The sequence below is a fragment of the Qipengyuania sp. S6317L1 genome (assembly GCF_023015615.1).
Classification (GTDB): Bacteria; Pseudomonadota; Alphaproteobacteria; order Sphingomonadales; family Sphingomonadaceae; genus Erythrobacter.
Genome location: NZ_JALKAJ010000001.1, coordinates 246,140 through 265,768, shown reverse-complemented (window position 1 = coordinate 265,768; position 19,629 = coordinate 246,140). Strand labels below are relative to the sequence as shown.

The window sequence follows — 19,629 nt, the reverse complement described above, 5'->3', positions numbered from 1 at the left end:
CCATCGGCCTCCATGATGGCGCGCAAGAATGCTGTGCCATCGGTGAGCGCGAAATACACCTCCTGCAACCCGTCACCATCATAGTCATCCGCGCCAAGAACGCGGTTGATATTTTCGATCGCAAGATCGTTCTGGAAACGCTGCTGGCTGTCGAAGGGGCTGCCCTGTTCGACGTCACCCGCCTGCACCAGCGGGTCAAGGTAGATACCCGCCACCCGCGTTTCACCGGCCCAGCCGTTATCGTTGAAATAGATGAGACCGTCGTCTGCCGTGCCGACAGTCGCAAAGCGGGCAATCGCATCGTTCACAAGGATCTGGTCGATGTCGCCATCGCCATTCACATCGGCCTCGCCAATGCGCAGCCATGCGCCATTTCCGCCCAGCGCATTGCCGTTGAAATCGAGGATCGCGTTCATCGCATCCTGATAGACGGACGGGTCAGCGGACGCGAAGTTCACCGCGACCCCTTCGCCCGGAAGCAGGCGCAGCGTCTGATCGTCGAATTCGAGAAATTCGATATTGGTGAGCGTGTCGGTGCCATCGGTTCCGGAAACGCGAAACACTCCAAGGGAGGTCTGGGTAACGGTGTATGCGGACCTGTTGCCTGACACGATCGCGACATCGACGTTGCTGCCGCCGTCGAGCGTGTCGTTGCCGCGGCCGCCGGTCAGCCGGTTTGCCGTGACATTGCCGATCAGCGTATCATTGCCGCGCCCTGCAATCGCGTTCTCGATCACGGTTCCGCGCGCAATGCTCATATTCCCGATGCTGCCGCCGACGCTGGAGAAAGTCTCGGGATTGAGATCAATCACCTGCGCGCTGGTGAAGATCGAATAATCGAGCGTGTCATCGCCGCCATTGTCGACGATCACAAATGCAAGCAGATCGCCATCATCATTGTTGGCTGCATCGCCAACGCCATAGGTGGCTCGTCCGCTGTTATTGCCGACCCCGTAGGTGGTATCGCCAGTGCGCGTATCGCTCGCTGCGCCATAGGCCACTTGCGCAGCGACAATATCAGCGGACATTGGCGTCACCGAAAATCGCCTGTCGAACCCCTGATCGGCGAAGAAGGTGTTCTGGCTCTGGCTGAAATACGACATCGCCGTCGTCGCCCAGGAATCGTTCAGAAATTCGGCATTTTGCGAGTAGCTGGCATCACCATTGTAGCCCCCCGGATGCCTCAACCCCAGAGCGTGCCCCACCTCGTGAATGAAGGTCTGGAAGGAATAGCTGTCGAGCGTGGTCCCCTGCGTTTGCAGCCAATTGGTCGACACGTTGACCGTCGCACTTGTGATAAAAGCGCCTGTCTCTATCGTTTGGGCATAGGCGCCCTCTTCTGTGTCCTGAAAGGTGATCTGCGCGCCAAATGATACCTCCGAGAAAAGGATCCCGGTGACATCTGCCCAAAGCTTCAGGCTTTCTCGTGCGAGCAATTGGCCTGCCGTAGTGAGCGAAGTCAGGTTGACGGTAAGGGTATCGCCCTGACCGACGTTCCAGCGCCGCAGATTGCTTTCATCAAGGGAGGCGCCATACAACAGGCGCGCGGCGATTTCGTCATTGCTCAGTTCCTGCAGCGGCGGGGCAACGCCTGCGCTGACCTGATAACTGCCCTGCTCGCCATCGGCCCAGCCCCCTACATCCAGATAGAAGGTGCCGCTTTGCGACGCGGTAAAACGGATTTTTGAATAGGTCGCGTTGGCGTCGTCATTATAGGCCAGCACATCGCCATTGGCGGTTCTGAGTGACAAGGTCGTATCGACGTCATTGGACCCGCCAGTGTCGAAAGTCTCGAAGACGTAGCTTTCGCCAGCCTGCAAGGTCACCGCATACCAATCCCGGTCACCTGTCTGGTCAAGCACGCCGGCGGTGGCGGCGGCGTCAATCTGGAGCGTGCCGCTTGTCGCGGCTGTGCCGCCGACGGCATCGCCAAGAGGCCGCGAACTGGAGAGGAAAAAGGTCCCCGTCGCGCTCGAAAAGCCGCTGACAGCAAGGAAATATTGGCCCGACGAAGTGGGTGTGTAGATGATCTCGGAATACAGCAGGTTCTGGTCGATATTCGCATCGTCATTTTCGCGGATGACCAATGCGTTGGAGCCGTGGAGGCGCAAGATGCTGTCCGGCAATCCGCCTGGGGGGAGATACACTGTGAAAGTGTATGTCTCGCCTGCGAAAAGGTTGATCGCGAACCAGTCGCTGTCGCCTGACGCATCGATCTGGTCAGCGACAAATGTGCCGGGAGACACCCGGCCATTGGTGAAGGTGTTGCTGCCTGTATCATTTTCCATCACCGCAAAGGTGACGCCGGCATCAATCGGCTCATCGCTTTTTTGATGGCACGCAAGACAGCCACATTGCCGTTCGTGCGGACCGCCCTTGTAGAAATCTTCGATCGACGCGCCCGCATCGGCCATATCACCCGCTGCATCTGCCGGTTCGAACGGATCGGTATCGAGGGTTTGCAAAGTCATGGGTTACGTTCGCTCGAATTGCGCATGCAGATGTGTCAGGGCTTGGGATCAAGCAGGGCGCGGCCAACGGCGCTCGCCAGGCTTTCGATGTCGCTTGCATTGATGGAACGGTCGAAGACCTTGACGCTTACCGGCTCCAGGACTGGTGCGCTCGTTTCCGATGCCGCATGAACGCTTGCCTCCACCTCATGCGAATTGCGCGGTTTCAAGACGATGCGAATGGCGGACAGGTCGATATCGCTGCCCACTTCGTCCGCAAGTCGGCGTTGAAAGCATTGGCACATTTGCGAAGACGACATCGACAGCTTTGCCGCGTTCGCGTTTTCGACACGGCACGAGGGCACATCGGCCGCCATCAAACGCTCTCCTGTAGAGAGTGAAAGCGCACACAGCGCGCATAAGATGGCGACATAATGAATGGCGGGCCTGCCATGAATACTGCGATGAATATTGCGATCACAAACTCATAGCCGACTTCGCGCTCCGATTACAAATGCGGCTCGGGCTCCCTTGGGCTCGCGATATCGTCACCTTCCTTGGCCTCCGGAAAGATTGGCCAGAGCAATTGCTGGCCCAAGGTTGCAGGTGTCAGATTTTCGACGCCATAGTTTTCCGGATAGGTGCGGGTGATGTGCGCCGTGCCGAACAGGACGTCCCAGAAGAACAGCAGATTGCCGTAGTTCCCCTTGTAGTTGACCGCGGGATCATCGGCATGGCGACCATGGTGGGCATGATGGGTTGCAGGGGTAGAGATCGTGCGTTCGACCACCCACATCAGGGGCGAGAGCCATTTGATTTTGTACAGCGGCCTGTCCCAAGCAACATCGGAGTGCGCGCCTGTGATGACGAGCAGTTTGACCACGATGTAGCCTGCATAAACCCAGCCCAGCCCCAGCCAGATCAGCACGCCCGAGAACCAGAGGCTCGGCATCATCGCGTAGTAGATGATGTTGTTTCGATAGACGAGGCGCACGCTCATGTAGCGTGCATTGTGATGCGCGCGGTGCAGATTGTAGAGAAAGGGTGTCGAGTGGCTGGCGCGGTGCCACCAATATTGCGCCATGTCATCGAAAACCAGAAACAGTGCGATCGCGGCAATCACCGGTATCCCGGAAAGCGCACCTGCATATTGCGGCGCAATAAGGTCTGCCAGAAAACCCGCGGTGAACAGGACCGTTGGCTGAGTAATGCCAAGCAGGAAAACCGTGCTCACCACCTCGACAATTGCGTCGTCGCGGGTCTGTTCCGCCTTGCCGAACAGGTTGGAGCGAAAAAGCTCCATCAAGGCGAAGCCCAGATAGATTGCGATGATCGCGATGGTTGAGGATGCCATGAAACGTCTCCCTTGTGTCGGCCCTTCCTACTGCGTATCGCTTGCGAAGAATGTCTGATTCTTTACATTTGAATGAACGGCGCAGTTCGATGCCCGCGCCCATGCTGTTCGCAGCGCTTGAGCCGGCGCTTAAGGAAAAGCTGATCGCGCAAAGCATCATCCGGTCGTATTCCGACGGCCAGTTCATCCAGCACAGAGGGTCGAAGGCGGACGGCTTCTGGTTGATAGAAGAGGGCAGCGTGCGGGTGGGCAGGCACCTTCCCGACGGGGAATTTCGCGCGATGGCGGTCCTGGGGCCGGGCGATTCCTATGGCGAGCTGGCGGTATTCGCGGCAAGCCGGCGCAAGGTCGACGCATTATCGCGCGGGAAAAGCAAAGTGCGCTTCATCCCGGGAAGCACATTTCTGGCCGCCCTTGCCGAACATCAGAAATCGAGCATGGCGCTGCTCGCGGCGCTGTCTGCCCAATTGCAACACACGCTGGATGAGCTTGCCGGAATGCGGCGCGGGTCCAATCCCATGCGCCTTGCAGCATTGCTTTCCAATCTTGTCGGACGAGACGGGGTGACGAAGGTCACACAGCAGGAATTGGCGGAACTTTTGGGAGTGACGCGGGCGACGACAAACGCGGCGCTGCGCACATTGGAAGAAACCAACCTGATCGAGCGGGGATATGGTCTAATCCGCGTGATCGACCCGCAACGCCTCGCCAATTTCAGCCTTGGATGAAAGCTATTGAAGGCGCCCCGCCCGTTTCAATTCATTGCTGCTGCGCCATTTCGAGCGGTTGCAGGTCGATGCCGAACAGCTTCCAGCGACCCTGTTCCCATTGGTAGTAGAGGTCAAAGCCGATCGAGATCGGACGCATCTGAAACACGCCCTGCACGCGGAAAACATCTTCGCGAACGAGCTGCGGTGCTTGCGTGTAAGTCGGCGGGACGAGCAAGGCATTGCCCAGATCAACGCCGAGCCCGCGAAGGCCGGAGAACACCTGCGCCAGTTGCGCAGGGTTGTTGTTGATCTGAAATCCCGATGAAGAAATGTCGCGCAACACCGAATAATTGCCCGAGCGATTGGCATGGTCGACCGCTGCGACCGTTGACCAGATCATCTTGGAAAGTTCGAGCTGTCCGGGTGTTGGCCTGATCGAGGCAGGCGGCTGCACGCTTCCTTGCGGAGCGGGGGCGGCCTGACCTTGCGGCGCGTTCTGTGCCGCTGCCGGAGTGGCCAGCGCAAAAAGAATTGCCGGAGCTAGAAGCCCCGGCAATCCCGTATGTTTCATGAGTGTTTTCATGATTGCGTTGCTAAGCGATTACCAAGCGAATTGGAAGCCGCCGCGTGCGCCCACTTCGCCGCTGTCGAAGCCGACACCGACACCTGCAGAGATCGACGCATTGTCGCTTACCCGTGCAGACAGAGCCATGGTGCCTGCACCCTGGTTCTCGAAGTAGCCGACACCGCCCGAAAGCGCGAATGTCGTACCTGCGGGCAGTTGTGGCGATTCCATCGCAAGCGCCATGGCAACACCTTCATTGGCGCGGTCAATCGCCTCACGGTTCGCCTGGGTCTGACCGAACAGCGTGTTGATCTGGCCCGTTTGGGTCGAGGTCAATTGCTGCAGGCTGCCGATAGCGGTCGAGTTGGCAGCGATGTTTGCGCTGTTGGTGTCGACAGAAGACTGCGCTGCAAAAGCGCCCATGCCGTTCTCACCCGTGCCGCTAAGGCCCAGAGTGCCTGTGGCGTCAGCGGTAACGAGGAACAGGCCGCCGGTCTGGCTGCCAGTGCTGTCATCAAGGCTTGCAACGACCACCTGGCCATCATTGGCGGCCGATGCGCCAGCGCCGATTGCGACCGAGTTCGCACCGGAAGCCGAAGCCCCCTGACCAAGCGCAACCGCGCCGGCCCCGCTTGCAGCAGACGTGTCACCCACTGCGATAGCACCGGCACCGCTTGCATTGGCGGCTTCACCAAGTGCGGTCGAACGCACGCCCGAGGCTACGGCCAAGTGGCCAAAGGCTTGCGCGCGTTCGGCGGTTGCCTCTGAACGCCAACCAAATGCGGTTGCGCCTGCACCATCGGCAATGGCCTGACCACCGACAACGGTCGTCGAAGGCCCGCTTGCAACAGTGGCACGGCCACCCATCCCGTCGCGATTACCACCGATGGCGATGGAATCGCCGCCGGTTGCCTGCGCGGTGTTACCGATAGCAATCGAGTTGCTGCCCGATGCCACTGCATCTTCTGCGCCGGCAAAGCTTTGTGCGCCCGACGCAGTCGTCTGGTGACCAACGGCTGTTGCCATGTCACCTGTCGCCTGCGCCTGCCAGCCAAAGGCAGATGCACCCGGGGTTGTCGCAACACTCTCACCGCCGATGGCCGTGGTCGAGTTGCCTTGCGCAAGCGCGCTGTCACCAAGGGCAAGCGCATCAACGCCTGTCGCAATCGATTCATTACCAATCGCGGTGGCAAAATCGCTCTGTGCATCGGCGTTTTCGCCCATGGCAAGCGAACGTTCGCCCTGGGCTGTTGCGAGGTGACCGAAGGCCTGAGCCCGCTCGCCGGTGGCCATAGCGCGCCAGCCAAAGGCCGAGGCGCCCGGACCCATTGCAACCGCTTCGCCGCCGACTGCGGTGGTCGAGGGGCCGCTTGCAACGGTGAAGGCAGCGCCCGCATCATCAGAACCGATGGCAATCGCATCGACCCCGTTTGCTTGAGCGCCAGTGCCGACAGCGACCGAACCTGCGCTGTCGGCACTGGTGAGCTCGCCCAGCGCGGTGCTGTTGTCACCGGTTGCTGAGGCATCGACACCAAAGGCTGCCGAGTTTGCTCCTGTGGCCATTGCATTGCCACCCACTGCGGTTGAACCGCTTGCCACTGCACCAAAACCGATTGCAGTTGCATTTTCCGAAGTCGCTTGCGCGTTATCGCCAACGGCGGTCGAACCCGTCGCAGACGCAACCGCGCCATCGCCGAACTCAACGCTGTTCATGCCTGTGCCGTCGTCGATCTCGTCGTCGACTTCATCATCGGTGGTCGCATCAATTGATGTGCCGCCGTCGCTGGCGTTGAGCGAAGCTTGGAGTGCGGTAAGCTGGGCAAGGTTTACAGCATCCGTGTCATCGACACCGGCTGCGACATTGACGATGCGACGCTCTGAACCGGTTGCCCCGACCGATACGGTATCGGCCTGATCGGCGACCGAGCCCGAGCCGAGCGCAACAGAATTTTCTGCCGTTGCAGACGACTGGTTGCCGATAGCGACCGACGTGTCTGCCGTGGCCGATGCAGCTTCACCCACTGCAAGCGAGCGCACGCCAGAAGCGGTTGCAAGGTGGCCGAGTGCGTGGGCACGTTCGGCGGTCGCCTGTGCGCGCCAACCAAACGATGTCGCCGCCGTTCCATCAGCGACGCTTTCGCCGCCGACTGCGGTGGTTGAGGTTCCGTCGGCGAGCGCGGTGTCACCCACGGCCAGCGCGTCCATGCCATTGGCGATGGATTCATTACCGATAGCGGTCGAAAAATCGCTTTGCGCGTCGGCATTTTCACCAACCGCAACCGAACGCACGCCTTGCGCTGTTGCCAGATGGCCAAGGGCGGTTGCCCGTTCGGCTCCTGCTTGAGAGCGCCAGCCGAATGTCGTGGCGCCCGGACCTGTTGCAAGTGCCTCGCCGCCTACTGCTGTGGTCGAATTGCCAACCGCTGCTGCGCCAAAGCCTGCGTCATCGCCGCCAATGGCAAGGGCATCCACACCCGCTGCGACAGAGGCGTTACCGATTGCGATGGACGCATCGCCGTCCGCCTCGGCAATGTCACCCATGGCAATCGAAAAATTGCTGTTTGCAATGGCCGCTTCGCCAACCGCAACCGAACGCACACCAAGCGCGTTGGACAGATGGCCAAGGGCGGTTGCCCGTTCGGCGCCTGCTTCAGAGCGCCAGCCGAATGTCGTGGCGCCTGGACCTGTTGCAAGCGCTTCGCCGCCCACTGCTGTGGTCGAGTTGCCAATCGCTGCTGCGCCAAACCCTGCATCATCGCCGCCGATGGCAAGGGCATCCACACCCGCTGCGACCGAGGCATTACCGATTGCGATGGACGCTTCGCCGTCTGCCTCTGCCAAATCACCTTGCGCGATTGAGAACTGGCTGTTGGCAATTGCCGCTTCGCCGATGGCAATCGACCGCACACCAAGCGCATTGGCAAGGTGGCCGAGCGCGGTTGCGCGTTCTGCCGATGCAACCGAACGCCAGCCTAAAGTCGTAGCCCCCGGCCCAATCGCAAGCGCCTCGCCGCCAATCGCAGTGGTAGAATTGCCGACCGCCGCAGCGCCTGCGCCGTCGTTGTCACCGCCAACCGCGAGCGCATCGACGCCTGCTGCAACACTGGCGTTACCGATTGCGATGGCTGCCTCACCATCTGCCTCGGAGATGTCACCGATCGCAATCGAGAATTCGCTGTTTGCAATCGCCGCTTCGCCGACCGCTACCGAACGAACCCCCAACGCGTTAGCGAGGTGGCCAAGAGCGGTTGCGCGTTCGGCTGCTGCGACAGAGCGCCAGCCAAGGCTGGTTGCGCCAGGGCCGGTTGCAGTGGCTTCGCCGCCGACTGCCGTGGTCGAAGGCCCGGTTGCGGTTGCAGGATTTGTGCCTGCATCGTCCCCACCGATGGCCAGAGCGTCGGTCCCGTTTGCCGTTGCGCCATTGCCAATCGCAGTCGCTCCTGCATTGGCGCCCGTGTCGCTGTCAGTGCCACATTCCGTGCTTTCGGCCCCTGCGCCATCGTTGCACTCCGGCGTTGCATCTGCGTGTGCCGGGGCGGCGATGGCAAGCATTGCCGTGCCTGTCAGCAACATCGCGATATTTTGTCGGTTGATCATTCTCATTTTACGCTCCTGAGCGTTGGTTCGGTTGATCTGGGACGTTCGAAATTCTCTCTCGTGGTGACATTTGAAGCGGCGCTCTCCCGCACCGAAAAAACCATCACCCCTGAGCCGACCGGCTCAGGCCCGTGACCCGGAAGACTGGATCACGCGCGCATCTACCCGCGAGGCTCCTGATCGGATGCAGCACGGCTGGAAAAAATTTAAGGAATTTTACAAAGCATTGATTGGCAGAAGAGATTTCTGCCTTTTCAAACGCATCCTAAACCTGATCGAGGGGTCCTGCGAGGAGGATAGGAGGTGTCGGTGCCTTATGCGGGACGCCTGTATCTTCTTCAAAGGTGACCGCGATGGTCGCGCCGCCTTGCAGGAGTTGTGCTTCGTCCTCGCTGATTACCCGGCGGAACTCGCCTTGTTCAGGGATCGAGCCAAGCGATACCGGATCGCCGCCTTCCGGAATGACCCACAATTCAGGCGCCTGACCGGTTTCTGCCTCCAATCCGGTGATCGAAAGCACCATTGTGCGGCGGTCACTGTCTATACGGCTGGCCAGTTTGCGCGCGCCGGTTTCGTCCTGCAATTGCGCGATCAGTTGCGGCGATGAGCTGGCCTGAACATAGGGCGTGCCGACGTCCGTGTCGGCCGATTGCGGGAGGAACAGGAACACAGCGGCTACCGCGGCGGCAGCCAGACCTGCAAGAGCAAGCGGCTTTCCCAAATTCCACCCCACATCGTCATACACGCGGCGGGATTGGAGCGGGGTGGCGCCTCCACCTTCGGACGCATCCATCGCATCAATCCTGGCTTCGATAGCGCGCCACACATCAGCCGAAGGAGTGAGCGACGGGGCGGCTTCTGCCATTGAGCCAAGCCGCCATTCCCACCACTCGCAAGCGTTTCGAAAGCCTGCATCCTCAAGCCGGCGGCGCTGGGCATCGGTAAGCTCGGCCCCCTCGAGCATGCCAAGCACCAAGGCCCCTGCGAGCACGGCAGGATCGTCGCCCTGTGCCATAAAATCGTCACCCATCGAGACACCCCTTAAGACCCGCAAGCCCGCGCCTGATCCAGCTTTTCATAGTGCCCAGAGGAACACTGCGACGATCGGCAAGCTCGGATTGTGAATAGCCTTCGAAATACGCATTGATAATCGAACTGCGATGATCGGGCTGCAGCGTGTCGAGGCAGTGCTTCAACGCGAGGCTGTCCTCCTTGTCGCACAACCAGTCATCTGCCGGCGACACGGTGTCGTCAGGGATCGCCTGAAGCGCCTCGTCGGTGATCTCCTCGCTGCGTCCCGCTCTGCGCAGATCGTTCAGCGCCGTGTTGCGGGCGACCGTGCAAAGCCAAGTGATCGGGGCGCCTTTGGAACGGTCGAAAGACCCCGCCCGTCGCCAGACTTTGACATAGACATCCTGCAACAAGTCCTCTGCGCGTTCCCGGCTTCGAACGACGCGCAAAATCGTGCCGAAGAGCTTGGCTGATGTCATTTCATAAACACTCGCCAACGCGGAGCGGTTGCCCTTCGCCACTTGCGCCATGGCCGCATCCAGTCGCTCTTTCTCGCTCGACATCTTGGAAGATCCCCCTCGTGTTACAGCACCCACACACCTTCTATCTCAAAAGATTGGCCGGTGTGAACCGGAAAGAAGCCTGAACAGTAAAGAACCGCTGCTGCGGTACAAGAGCATCCCTCCAAAGCAATCACTGATACATCGCGCGCGCGCAGATTTGCGATTGCAATTTTCAATCTCCGTGATCGGAAATTGCGGTTTTTCCTAATCGTCTTGCGCGATTAGTAGCCCTACCACTTATCGATTTCCTCGCACTGAAAGAGCGGCGTCTGCTTGCAGATTTTGATGCCGTGCCATCATGCGAAGGAAGTTTTGGGGATAGGAACTTGCCTGCACCAATCATGGGCGGGCGACAAAGAACAAAGGGCAAATATATGTTCAAGCTTCCACTTAAGAGTGCACTTTTCCTCTCGGCGAGTGCGCTTTTGGCAACGTCGGTCAGCGCAACGCCTCCGGGCTTCAACGAGCCGGGAATGGGCCAGATGCCGATGCGCACAGCGGGCGATACAAAGCCGCGCGCCGTGCAGGACTGGTGGCCTGAAGTCGTCGATCTTGCGCGTCTTCGCCAAAACGAAATGGACGCCGATCCGATGGGCGAAGATTTCGATTACGCAGCCGAATTTGCAAAGCTGGATCTTGATGAAGTCAAAGCCGACGTCGCGGCAACACTGACCGATTCCAAGGATTGGTGGCCCGCCGATTATGGCAGCTACACCGGCCTCTTTATCCGACTCGCATGGCACAGCGCTGGCACATACCGTTCAGGCGATGGCCGCGGTGGTTCTGATGGTGGACAGATCCGTTTCGAACCGCTCAACAGCTGGCCCGACAACGGCAATCTCGACAAGGCGCGCCGCCTGCTGTGGCCGGTGAAGCAGAAGTATGGCCGCGCGCTTTCGTGGTCCGATCTCATCATCCTGTCAGGCAATGTCGCGCTTGAGCAAGCGGGCTTTGACACTTTCGGCTTTGCTGGCGGTCGCACCGACGATTGGCAGCCTGAGCTGGTTTATTGGGGACCGGAAAGCAAATTCCTCACCGCATCGCGTTTCAGCCACGGCGGTCAGCGTCCTGAAGGCACAGGCGAAGCAGAAGCCACGCCGCAAGAGCTGGAGGACACGCTTGGCGCATCGGAAATGGGTCTGATCTACGTCAATCCCGAAGGGCCGGAAGGCAATATGAACATCCTCGAAAGCGCCGAGCGTATTCGCACGACCTTTGGCCGGATGGGCATGAACGATGAAGAGACAGCCGCGCTCATCATCGGCGGTCACACGCTGGGTAAAAACCACGGCGCGAGCAAAAAGGACTGCATCGGCAAAGAACCGGCAGCCGAAAGCGTCGCTGCGCAAGGGTTCGGCTGGAAAAACTCGTGCGGGACGGGCGCTGGCCCTGATGCGACGACCAGCGGGCTCGAGGGAGCGTGGACAGCTACTCCGATCACCTGGAGCAGCAATTACCTTGAAAACCTCTACAACTTTGAATGGCGCGAAACCCGCAGCCCGGCTGGCGCTGGCCAGTGGATTCCGGTGAATGCCGATCAGCTCGAATTCGTCCCCGACGCGTTCGATCCTGAGAAATTCCACCCGCCGGTCATGCTCACCACTGACCTCGCCATGCGCTATGACCCCAAATACGGGGCCATCACCAAGCGCTGGGCCGAAAATCCGGAAGAAATGGACGCAGCTTTTGCCAAGGCGTGGTTCAAGCTGACCCACCGCGATATGGGCCCGGCTGCGCGCTATGTCGGCAGCGAAGTGCCTAGCGAACAGTTCAGCTGGCAGGACCCGCTTCCGGCCGCAGACTATGGCACGATCAACGAAGCCGACATCGCCATGCTTGAGGGTAAAATCCGCGCCAGCGGCCTTGCAACCTCCGAGCTTGTCCGCACCGCATGGGCCTCAGCGGTCACCTATCGCGACACCGACATGCGCGGCGGTGCCAATGGCTCGCGCATCCGCCTTGCCCCGCAAAAGGACTGGGCGGTGAACGATCCGGAAGTGGTCGCCAAGGTCGTCAATGCGATGGAAGGCATTCAGGCCGACTTCAACGCGCGTGGCACAGGCCGCATGGTGTCAATCGCCGACCTCATCGTGCTTGGCGGCGGCGTTGCGATTGAAGATGCGGCGAAAGCTGCGGGCTATTCCGTTGATGTGCCGTTCACTCCGGGCCGCGTCGATGCGACCCAGGAAATGACAGATGCGGATGGCTTTGAATATTTGCGCCCGGCAGCCGATGGCTTCCGCAACTTCTATTCAGAGCGTGCCCGCCTCTCTCCAGCAGAAATGCTGGTCGATCGTGCGGATCTTCTGACGTTGAGCGTGCCGGAAATGACCGTTCTCGTCGCCGGTATGCGCGCGCTTGATGCCAACACCGATGGTGCAAAGCACGGCGTGTTCACCGATACGCCGGGCGAGCTCACCAACGATTTCTTCGTCAACCTTCTCGACATGGGCACCCAGTGGGCCCCGGTCGAAGGCGAGGAATATGTGTTCGAGGGCCGCGACCGTGAAAGCGGCGAGGTCAAATGGACCGCGACCGAGGTTGACCTCGTGTTCGGCTCCAACTCCGAACTGCGCGCCGTGGCCGAGGTTTACGCCTATTCCGACGGGGAAGAGCGTTTCGTCAACGACTTTGCCAAAGCATGGTCGAAAGTGATGATGCTCGACCGCTTCGACGTAAAGTAAGCCCAACACAACATGGGGGCGCAAGGTGTTTGCAGGCGGTTGCCTGCCGCCTTGCGCCCCTCTCTTTTTCGCTCAAAAGGAGCCTTTCATGTTCGACCGCCGCACAGCCATCCTTGGCGCAGGCGCAACCGCTTTTCTCGCCAGTGCCGGGCTGGCCGCAGCCCCACGCTCGCACCTTGTGGAAATGCTGACGCAGGACCCCGAGACGGGCAGGCGCATGGTCTTTACCCCCCGCATCCTGCGCGTGGCATCGGGCGACACCGTGACATTCAGGCCGTCGCAACCCATGCACAATTCCATGTCCACCCCAGGCATGGTGCCCGAAGGCGCAAGCGGTTGGCGCGGGTCAATCGGCAAGAGCGTGTCGGTGACTTTCACCAAGCCGGGCTATTACGGCTATCACTGCCTGCCGCACAAAAGCATGGGAATGGTCGGCCTTGTCATTGTCGAGGGCGAGGGGCTCGATGCGAACCTCGAGGCGGCCCAAAGCGTGCGCCAGACCGGCAAGGCCAAAGAGGCTTGGGACGAAATCTGGGCCGAGGTCGCCTCTATGTGAACAAGCGGGCCAGACCGTCAGCGCGTAGGCTGATGACTTGGCTGGCCCGATTGTTTCTGGTTTAGAAGCGGGCGGTCACACGCACCCAGCCGCCACGGCCAGCACCGGGCAACCGTTCACCCACGGGCACATCGGATGCGCCCGCGCGATTGCGTCCTGCAAGATGCGGCTCATATTCGGTGTCGAACAGGTTTTCGACCCCCGCCTCAATCGCGAGCGCATCGGTCAGCGCATAGCGTGTGAACAGCCCTACAATCGCGTAACCGTCACTGGGCGCTTCACCGTTTGAGATCGAGACGCGGCTTTGATCGGCAGCCGCGAGCAACTCTGCGCCTGCGGAAAAGCGGTCGCCGAGATAAGCGGCTGACAATCGCAGGTTCGCAGGTGCAACGCGGTAGAGATCATCGTCAATATCGCGCCTTTTGCCGCGCACGTAGCTGGCCGTGCCGGACACTTCGATACGCTTGATTGGACGCAGTCTGAAATCCAGATCCGCGCCGTAAAGCTCTGCATCGACATTGTCGAAACGCAGAGGCGTGGTGTCGCCGTTCATCGCTGCGATCATCTCGACCGGACTATCGACAACGCCCACGGTCGCATCGAAAGGCACGCCCTGAATGAAATCATCGACCCGGCGATAGAACAGCGTCGGGCGCAGCGAAAACACATCGCCTTGAAGGTCGAAGCCGATTTCCGCAATCCATGCGGTTTCCGGATCAAGGTCGAGATTGCCGACATAGATATTGCCATCGGCAAGTCCGAAACTCGCCTCTGTCGGAAGCCAGCCGAAGCGTTCGAGCAGGCTGGGCACACGCTCTTTACGCGCCAGTGTTATGCGCGGCGTGACCGCATCGCCCGGCAACCATGCGCGCAGCACCGTGTCCACCGTCGTCTCGGCGCGGGTCCGGTCGGCGGCGGTGAAGGCAGCGGCGAGAACGCGCGGCCCCATTGGCACAGCTGCCCCCAATTGCGGGAAACCTGCCGACTGGTCGGTGCGGTCAATCCGCGCGCCCAGTTCAAACTGGAGTGCATCAAGCGCGCCGCGCCACTGTGCAAAGGCGCCCAACCGCTCCGACTGCACATTGGGCTGTGCATCGATGAAGAAGCCTGCATTGAACGGATTGGTAATCTGCACGAACTTATCGGTCAGCTCCGCATCCGCGCCGACCTCGAAATAGGCGCCGCTGGTCCCGAAACGCAGCGAACCTTCGAGAGTGCTTGTATCCGCATCGGCAAAGGTTGCCCTTGCGCGCATGGGCACAGCAGCGGGTTGGCGCGTGGTCTGATTGTCCATCAGGTGACGCACCGCGACATGGCCCGCTTTCACGTTGAGAAAGACATCCTCTGCGATCTCCCCGCGAAAGCCGCCCTGGATGAAGTCCGTGTTGAAATAGACGATGTCGAGCGCGAAGGGCGGGTTGCCGGTCGGGTCGGTTTCGCTGCGGCGGTATTCGACGAACAGTTCGCCTGGCCCTGCGTGAAAACCGGCATGGGCGCCGTACAGATTGCGCTCAAACGATGTGCCAACGGCTGTCCCGCCGGGAAAGTCGTAATCATCGCCCTGTTCGCGGGCAGCGATCACGCCAAAGCGCACCGTTTCGTTGGCGATCCCTGCAAGGCCGCCCACCGCATAGCTGTCATCGACGCTGCGATACTGGCTGGTAAAGCGGAGCTGCGGGGTAAGGGCCGCGCTATCGGTGAACTGGGTTTCCACCAATTGCGCGTTCACTGCCCCTGCAAGCGATGGCCCTTGCGAGACGGGCGCAACACCGCGCGCAATGTCGATGCGCTCGACAAGGATCGAGGGAGCGTAGTGCAGCGGCGGGTCCATCGCATTGGGTCCGCCAGAGGCAAACCGCTGGCCATTGACGCGGCCCAGCACGCGCTGTCCGGCGAGGCCGCGATAGGACAATTGTCCCGAAAGCGCGCCATTGCCAACGAGCGCGCCGCCCGGCGTGCGCGCCGCAATCCCGGCGGTATCGGCGGGAAGCGCGATCTGTTCAGGGGGCGCGATATCGTCGCGCGAAACGCTTTGGGTGCGCGCGGCCGTCACGACAATCGTGTCGGTCAACACCGCTTCGGTTTCGGCCTTGGCGGGAGGATGATCTGCAAGGGCAGGCTGCGCCATGCACAGCGGGCAGGACGCCAGAAGGGCGGCCCTGCGAAGAGCTTTGGAAGTCATAGAATTCTCGTAAATTTTCAATTTGCACGCAGCCACAGGCGTCAGGGCTTCACCCTTTACGCCTTGGCCGATTTGTAACGGGGATCAGCCGCGCTGCGGTGGCCCGCGCAAAGGTGGCCGCAAACGGCGCTGCGGCGAAACCACGAGAGGTTCAAGGGCGGGCGAAAATTCCTGACCGGGTTCAAGCGTGATGGCGACGGGCGCTGGCGGTTCGGGCGATTCACCGGAAAAGGCGAGCGCCGAAAACGCACAATCGACATTGCCACGGCTCGCCCCCGGCTCGTCATTATGCTCGTGACCGTGCTCTCCACCATGCGCTTCACCATGCGCTTCACCATGCGCGCCCGTAACATGATGCCCCATTGCTGCATGGTCGTGGACCTGCTCGGAAGCGGTGTGTCCCTGTGCCGCAGCAAGGGAGCGGGCAAGCGAGTTCGTCTCCGGGCAAAGCGTAACGCTGAGACCATGCTGCGAAGGCGACACCATGAAGCCCGCCGGAATGAACGCATTCATCCCCAACGCCATCAAAAGCAGCGTCAGAAACAGCTGCCCCTTACGGGCTGAAAGACGGGACAGGCGGGTCATGGTCGGCGAGTGGCAGGAACCATCCGAAAATCGTCAAAAAGCGTTCGCGTCGCCCTATGGTGAAAACGGTCAGGAAAGTCGTGCGAAATTTGCAACACCGGGTGCAGGCGTTCGGTGCGCAGAGGTTTGCCGGGGCGCATTTCTGGCAAGATCGCCCGCATCAAGCCCGCCAATCAGCGCGCCCAGCTCGCGCATGCGATCCGCGTTGAGCGTGTAGTAAACCAGCTTTGCATCCTTGCGCGTCTCGACCAGCTCCGCCTTGCGCAGAACGCCGAGCTGCTGCGACAGGGCGGGCTGGCCAATGCCGGAGGCTTGCTCAATCTCGCCGACATTCATTTCGCCGCCCCTCAACAGCTGGACGATCTGGAACCGCAGCGGGTGCGCGATGGCTTTCAATTCTTCGATAGGCGCGTCGTCGCTCATTTGCCTTTACCTGTGGTCTTGCCGGTTTCGCGCAGGAACCATGCGGTTTCATCGCCCGCGCCGAACACTTCATCAAGGTCCTGCGTGGGCGATCTCAGCATGGGCTCGCCCGGCTGCCAGTTGGCAGGCGCGAGCGCTTCATTCGCGTCAATCGCCTGAAGCGCATCGAGCATACGCAGCATCTCGGGGATCGAGCGCCCCATATTCGCAGGATAACAGGTCATCGCGCGGATCACGCCCGCCGGATCGATGAAGAATGTGGTGCGCACAGTCGCGCTGTCATTGTCCTTGGGCGCAACCATTCCGTAGGCGCGGCCAATAACCAGTGTCGGGTCCTCGACGATGGGAAAGCGCACCTCGACATCGAAGCGGTCGCGGATCGCGCGCAGCCATGCGAAATGCGAAAACAGGCTGTCCACCGACAGCGCCATCAGATTGCAGTCGCGCTTTTCAAACTCATCCGCCTGACGCGCCAGTTCGACAAATTCGGTCGTGCACACCGGGGTGAAATCCGCCGGGTGCGAAAAAAGGATGAGCCAGCGGTCCCTGAACCCTGACAGCTTGACCGGGCCAATCGTGCTGCGCGCCTCGAAATCGGGCGCACTGTCGCCGATGCGAAGGGCGCGCGCACTCTCGGCTGGGGTTTCGTTTGTGTCCATGACCATCCTCTTAGCACTTGACTCCGATAAAGCAATACATATACATACTTTATGTAATCAAAGGAGTTTAGGATGTCTACGCCAGATACAGTCGTCCAAGCAGCAACCGACCAGATCACCCGCGCAACCGAACAGAAGACGCTTCGCCCCTCTATCGCGGGCTTCTTCGACGAGGCGACATTTACTGTAAGTTATGTGATCCACGACCCCGAAACCTGCGAAGCGGCGATCATCGATTCGGTGCTCGACTACGAAGCGGCCGCAGGGCGCACCTCATATGGCTCGGCGGATCGCATAATCGAATACGTCACTTCGAATAATCTGAAAGTGACCTGGCTGATCGAAACGCACGCCCACGCCGATCACATTTCAGCCGCGCCCTATCTGCAGCAAAAGCTGGGCGGGAAACTTGCCATCGGCAAGGGAATCATCCGCGTGCAGGACGTGTTCGGCAAGCTTTTCAACGCCGGCACCGATTTTGAACGCGACGGTTCGCAATTCGACCACCTTTTCACCGATGGTGAGACGTTCAAACTGGGCAAGATCGAAGGTATTGCACTGCACGTGCCCGGTCACACGCCTGCGGATATGGCGTTCATCATCGGCGATGCGGCATTTGTCGGCGACACGATTTTCATGCCCGATTTCGGCACTGCACGCGCCGATTTCCCCGGAGGCGATGCGCGCCAGTTGTTCCAGTCGATCCGGCGCCTGCTTTCCCTGCCCGATGAAACGCGCCTGTTCCTGTGTCACGATTACAAGGCGCCGGGCCGCGACGAATATGCGTGGGAGACGACCGTCGGCCAGCAACGGCGCGAGAATGTCCATGTGAAGGACGGGGTGAGCGAGGACGATTTCGTCGAAATGCGCACCACGCGAGATGCGACGCTGGCCATGCCCAACCTCATCATGCCTTCGGTGCAGGTGAACATTCGCGGCGGGCGCTTGCCCGAGCCGGAAGAAAACGGCGTCAGCTACATCAAGATACCGGTGAACGCGGTATGACGCAGACGTTTGTTCTGACCGGCTTTCCGGACGCAGCGCCGATGGCAGGGCTTGCCGGCGGTGTTCTTATCGGGCTTGCCGCTGCGCTGATGCTGCTTGGCATCGGGCGGATCGCGGGCATTTCGGGCATCACCGCGCGCGCGGCAGGGATCTCCGACAGTGGCCTGCCGCGGGTTTCGGCCTGGGGCTTTGTCATTGGCTTGCCGCTGGGCGCGTTTATCGTGATGCTTGCTCAAGGCGGCCTTCCTGCAAACTTCGCCTCGCCGCTTTACCTCGCCATTGCTGGCCTGATCGTGGGCATTGGCACCCGCCTTGGCAGCGGCTGCACCAGCGGGCACGGCGTTTGCGGGATGAGCCGTTTCTCGCAGCGGTCCATCGTTGCAACGATCACCTTCATGGTTACCGGCTTTGCCACGGTTGCCGCGATGAATGCGCTTGGGCTGGAGGTGCTGCCATGATGCGCCGTATCCTTATTCCGGTCCTTTCGGGTTCCATCTTCGGCGCTGGCCTTGCTCTGGGCGGGATGACCGACCCTGCGCGGGTTCGCGGTTTTCTCGACCTGTTCGGAGACTGGGACCCCACGCTTGCCTTCGTCATGGGCGGCGCGGTTCTGGTGATGGTCATCGCCTGGCAAATTCAGCCCAAATTGATCCGCCCCTTATTCGGCGGCGAGTTCGCGCTTCCGGGCACGCAAGATCTGACGGCGCGATTGATCGGCGGTTCGGCGCTGTTCGGGATTGGCTGGGGCATCGCTGGCCTTTGCCCCGGCCCCGGTATTGCCGCGCTTGTGATCGAACCTGTGTCCGCTGCGATCTTCATTGTCGCCATGCTCGCAGGGATGGTTCTGGTGCGCCTGTTCGAAGGGAAAGCGTGATGGACATTCGCCCCATTTCCCAAGGCTTTGCGGTTGCGCCGCAGATCCAGCCGGCGGACTTTGCGGCCCTTGCCAAACAAGGCTTTGTCGCGGTTCTATGCAACCGGCCCGACGGTGAAGAAGACGGCCAACCGAACGCAGGCGAGATGCGTGAAGCAGCCCATGCCAATGGCATTGCCTTTCACCACATCCCCGTATCGGGCGGGCAATTTCCCGAAGCCGCCGTTGCCGCCTTTCGCGCGGTCCGGCGCGGCACCGATGGTCCGATGCTTGCCTACTGCCGTACGGGCACGCGCTCGATCACTCTCGATACGCTTGCCGATCCTGACGACATCCCCCCCGCCGAGCGTCTCAAGCGCGCGAGCGATGCGGGATACGACCTCACAGATCTGAGCGATCGGCTCACCTGAC

General features: G+C 60.6%; 18 protein-coding genes. 7 read left to right on the top strand and 11 right to left on the bottom strand.

From position 1 onward, the window contains the following. The 3 genes from MWU38_RS01325 to MWU38_RS01315 form a co-directional block, all read right to left on the bottom strand. Positions 1–2,471 (bottom strand): M10 family metallopeptidase C-terminal domain-containing protein (locus MWU38_RS01325; RefSeq protein ID WP_247270028.1); only part of this gene is annotated, 2,471 nt, incomplete at its 3' end. Between the two features lie 35 nt (positions 2,472–2,506). Further along, a complete protein-coding gene (locus tag MWU38_RS01320; RefSeq protein ID WP_247270027.1) occupies positions 2,507–2,827 on the bottom strand; it encodes a hypothetical protein in 321 nt (106 codons plus the stop codon). 131 nt (positions 2,828–2,958) lie between these two features. Continuing rightward, positions 2,959–3,804 carry a sterol desaturase family protein gene (locus tag MWU38_RS01315; protein ID WP_247270026.1) on the bottom strand — a complete coding sequence of 282 codons (846 nt, stop codon included), beginning with the start codon at positions 3,802–3,804 and terminating at the stop codon, positions 2,959–2,961. A gap of 50 nt (positions 3,805–3,854) precedes the next feature. Here MWU38_RS01315 and MWU38_RS01310 point away from each other — a divergent pair, with 50 nt between their 5' ends. Then, positions 3,855–4,532 (top strand): Crp/Fnr family transcriptional regulator, encoded by a 678-nt coding sequence (locus MWU38_RS01310; RefSeq protein ID WP_247270025.1) that lies wholly within the window; start codon positions 3,855–3,857, stop codon positions 4,530–4,532. Between the two features lie 31 nt (positions 4,533–4,563). On the opposite strand, the gene MWU38_RS01305 is transcribed toward MWU38_RS01310, so the two are convergent. The 4 genes from MWU38_RS01305 to MWU38_RS01290 all read right to left on the bottom strand — a co-directional run bounded on the left by MWU38_RS01305 (position 4,564) and on the right by MWU38_RS01290 (position 10,250). After that, entirely contained in the window at positions 4,564–5,085 is a 522-nt protein-coding gene (locus tag MWU38_RS01305; RefSeq protein ID WP_247270024.1) for a hypothetical protein, read from the bottom strand. 30 nt (positions 5,086–5,115) lie between these two features. After that, on the bottom strand, positions 5,116–8,676 hold the full coding sequence (locus MWU38_RS01300; RefSeq protein ID WP_247270023.1) for a YadA-like family protein: 3,561 nt from the start codon (positions 8,674–8,676) through the stop codon (positions 5,116–5,118). A 265-nt stretch (positions 8,677–8,941) separates the two neighbouring features. Continuing rightward, a complete protein-coding gene (locus tag MWU38_RS01295) occupies positions 8,942–9,706 on the bottom strand; it encodes an anti-sigma factor (RefSeq protein ID WP_247270022.1) in 765 nt (254 codons plus the stop codon). Beyond that, positions 9,699–10,250 (bottom strand): sigma-70 family RNA polymerase sigma factor, encoded by a 552-nt coding sequence (locus tag MWU38_RS01290; protein ID WP_247270021.1) that lies wholly within the window; start codon positions 10,248–10,250, stop codon positions 9,699–9,701. Before MWU38_RS01290 ends, MWU38_RS01295 begins: the two co-directional genes overlap by 8 nt. A 374-nt stretch (positions 10,251–10,624) precedes the next feature. Between MWU38_RS01290 and katG the strand changes: the two genes are divergently transcribed. Further along, on the top strand, positions 10,625–12,934 hold the full coding sequence (gene katG, locus MWU38_RS01285) for a catalase/peroxidase HPI (protein WP_247270020.1): 2,310 nt from the start codon (positions 10,625–10,627) through the stop codon (positions 12,932–12,934). A gap of 88 nt (positions 12,935–13,022) precedes the next feature. After that, positions 13,023–13,490 (top strand): pseudoazurin, encoded by a 468-nt coding sequence (locus tag MWU38_RS01280; RefSeq protein WP_247270019.1) that lies wholly within the window; start codon positions 13,023–13,025, stop codon positions 13,488–13,490. 61 nt (positions 13,491–13,551) lie between these two features. Here MWU38_RS01280 and MWU38_RS01275 read toward each other — a convergent pair whose 3' ends face one another. The 4 genes from MWU38_RS01275 to MWU38_RS01260 form a co-directional block, all read right to left on the bottom strand. Then, the gene (locus MWU38_RS01275; RefSeq protein WP_247270018.1) at positions 13,552–15,672 is read right to left on the bottom strand and encodes a TonB-dependent receptor; all 2,121 of its coding nucleotides are present in this window, start codon (positions 15,670–15,672) and stop codon (positions 13,552–13,554) included. Between the two features lie 84 nt (positions 15,673–15,756). Further along, on the bottom strand, positions 15,757–16,257 hold the full coding sequence (locus MWU38_RS01270; protein WP_247270017.1) for a hypothetical protein: 501 nt from the start codon (positions 16,255–16,257) through the stop codon (positions 15,757–15,759). Between the two features lie 69 nt (positions 16,258–16,326). After that, positions 16,327–16,680, bottom strand: coding sequence for a metalloregulator ArsR/SmtB family transcription factor (locus MWU38_RS01265; protein WP_247270016.1), 354 nt, complete (start codon positions 16,678–16,680; stop codon positions 16,327–16,329). Next, complete coding sequence (locus MWU38_RS01260) at positions 16,677–17,339, bottom strand: peroxiredoxin (RefSeq protein WP_247270015.1); 663 nt, start codon at positions 17,337–17,339, stop codon at positions 16,677–16,679. Before MWU38_RS01260 ends, MWU38_RS01265 begins: the two co-directional genes overlap by 4 nt. Before the next feature lie 72 nt (positions 17,340–17,411). On the opposite strand from MWU38_RS01260, the gene MWU38_RS01255 reads away from it, so the two are divergent. The 4 genes from MWU38_RS01255 to MWU38_RS14975 are packed head-to-tail and all read left to right on the top strand — an operon-like array spanning position 17,412 to position 19,628. After that, positions 17,412–18,344, top strand: coding sequence for an MBL fold metallo-hydrolase (locus MWU38_RS01255; protein WP_247270014.1), 933 nt, complete (start codon positions 17,412–17,414; stop codon positions 18,342–18,344). Beyond that, positions 18,341–18,802, top strand: coding sequence for a YeeE/YedE thiosulfate transporter family protein (locus MWU38_RS01250; RefSeq protein ID WP_247270013.1), 462 nt, complete (start codon positions 18,341–18,343; stop codon positions 18,800–18,802). The genes MWU38_RS01255 and MWU38_RS01250 overlap by 4 nt, the downstream gene beginning before the upstream one ends. After that, complete coding sequence (locus MWU38_RS01245) at positions 18,799–19,218, top strand: DUF6691 family protein (protein ID WP_247270012.1); 420 nt, start codon at positions 18,799–18,801, stop codon at positions 19,216–19,218. Before MWU38_RS01250 ends, MWU38_RS01245 begins: the two co-directional genes overlap by 4 nt. Beyond that, positions 19,218–19,628: a TIGR01244 family sulfur transferase gene (locus MWU38_RS14975; protein ID WP_348646856.1), complete on the top strand. Its 411-nt coding sequence runs from the start codon at positions 19,218–19,220 to the stop codon at positions 19,626–19,628. Before MWU38_RS01245 ends, MWU38_RS14975 begins: the two co-directional genes overlap by 1 nt. Position 19,629 lies beyond the last annotated feature (1 nt).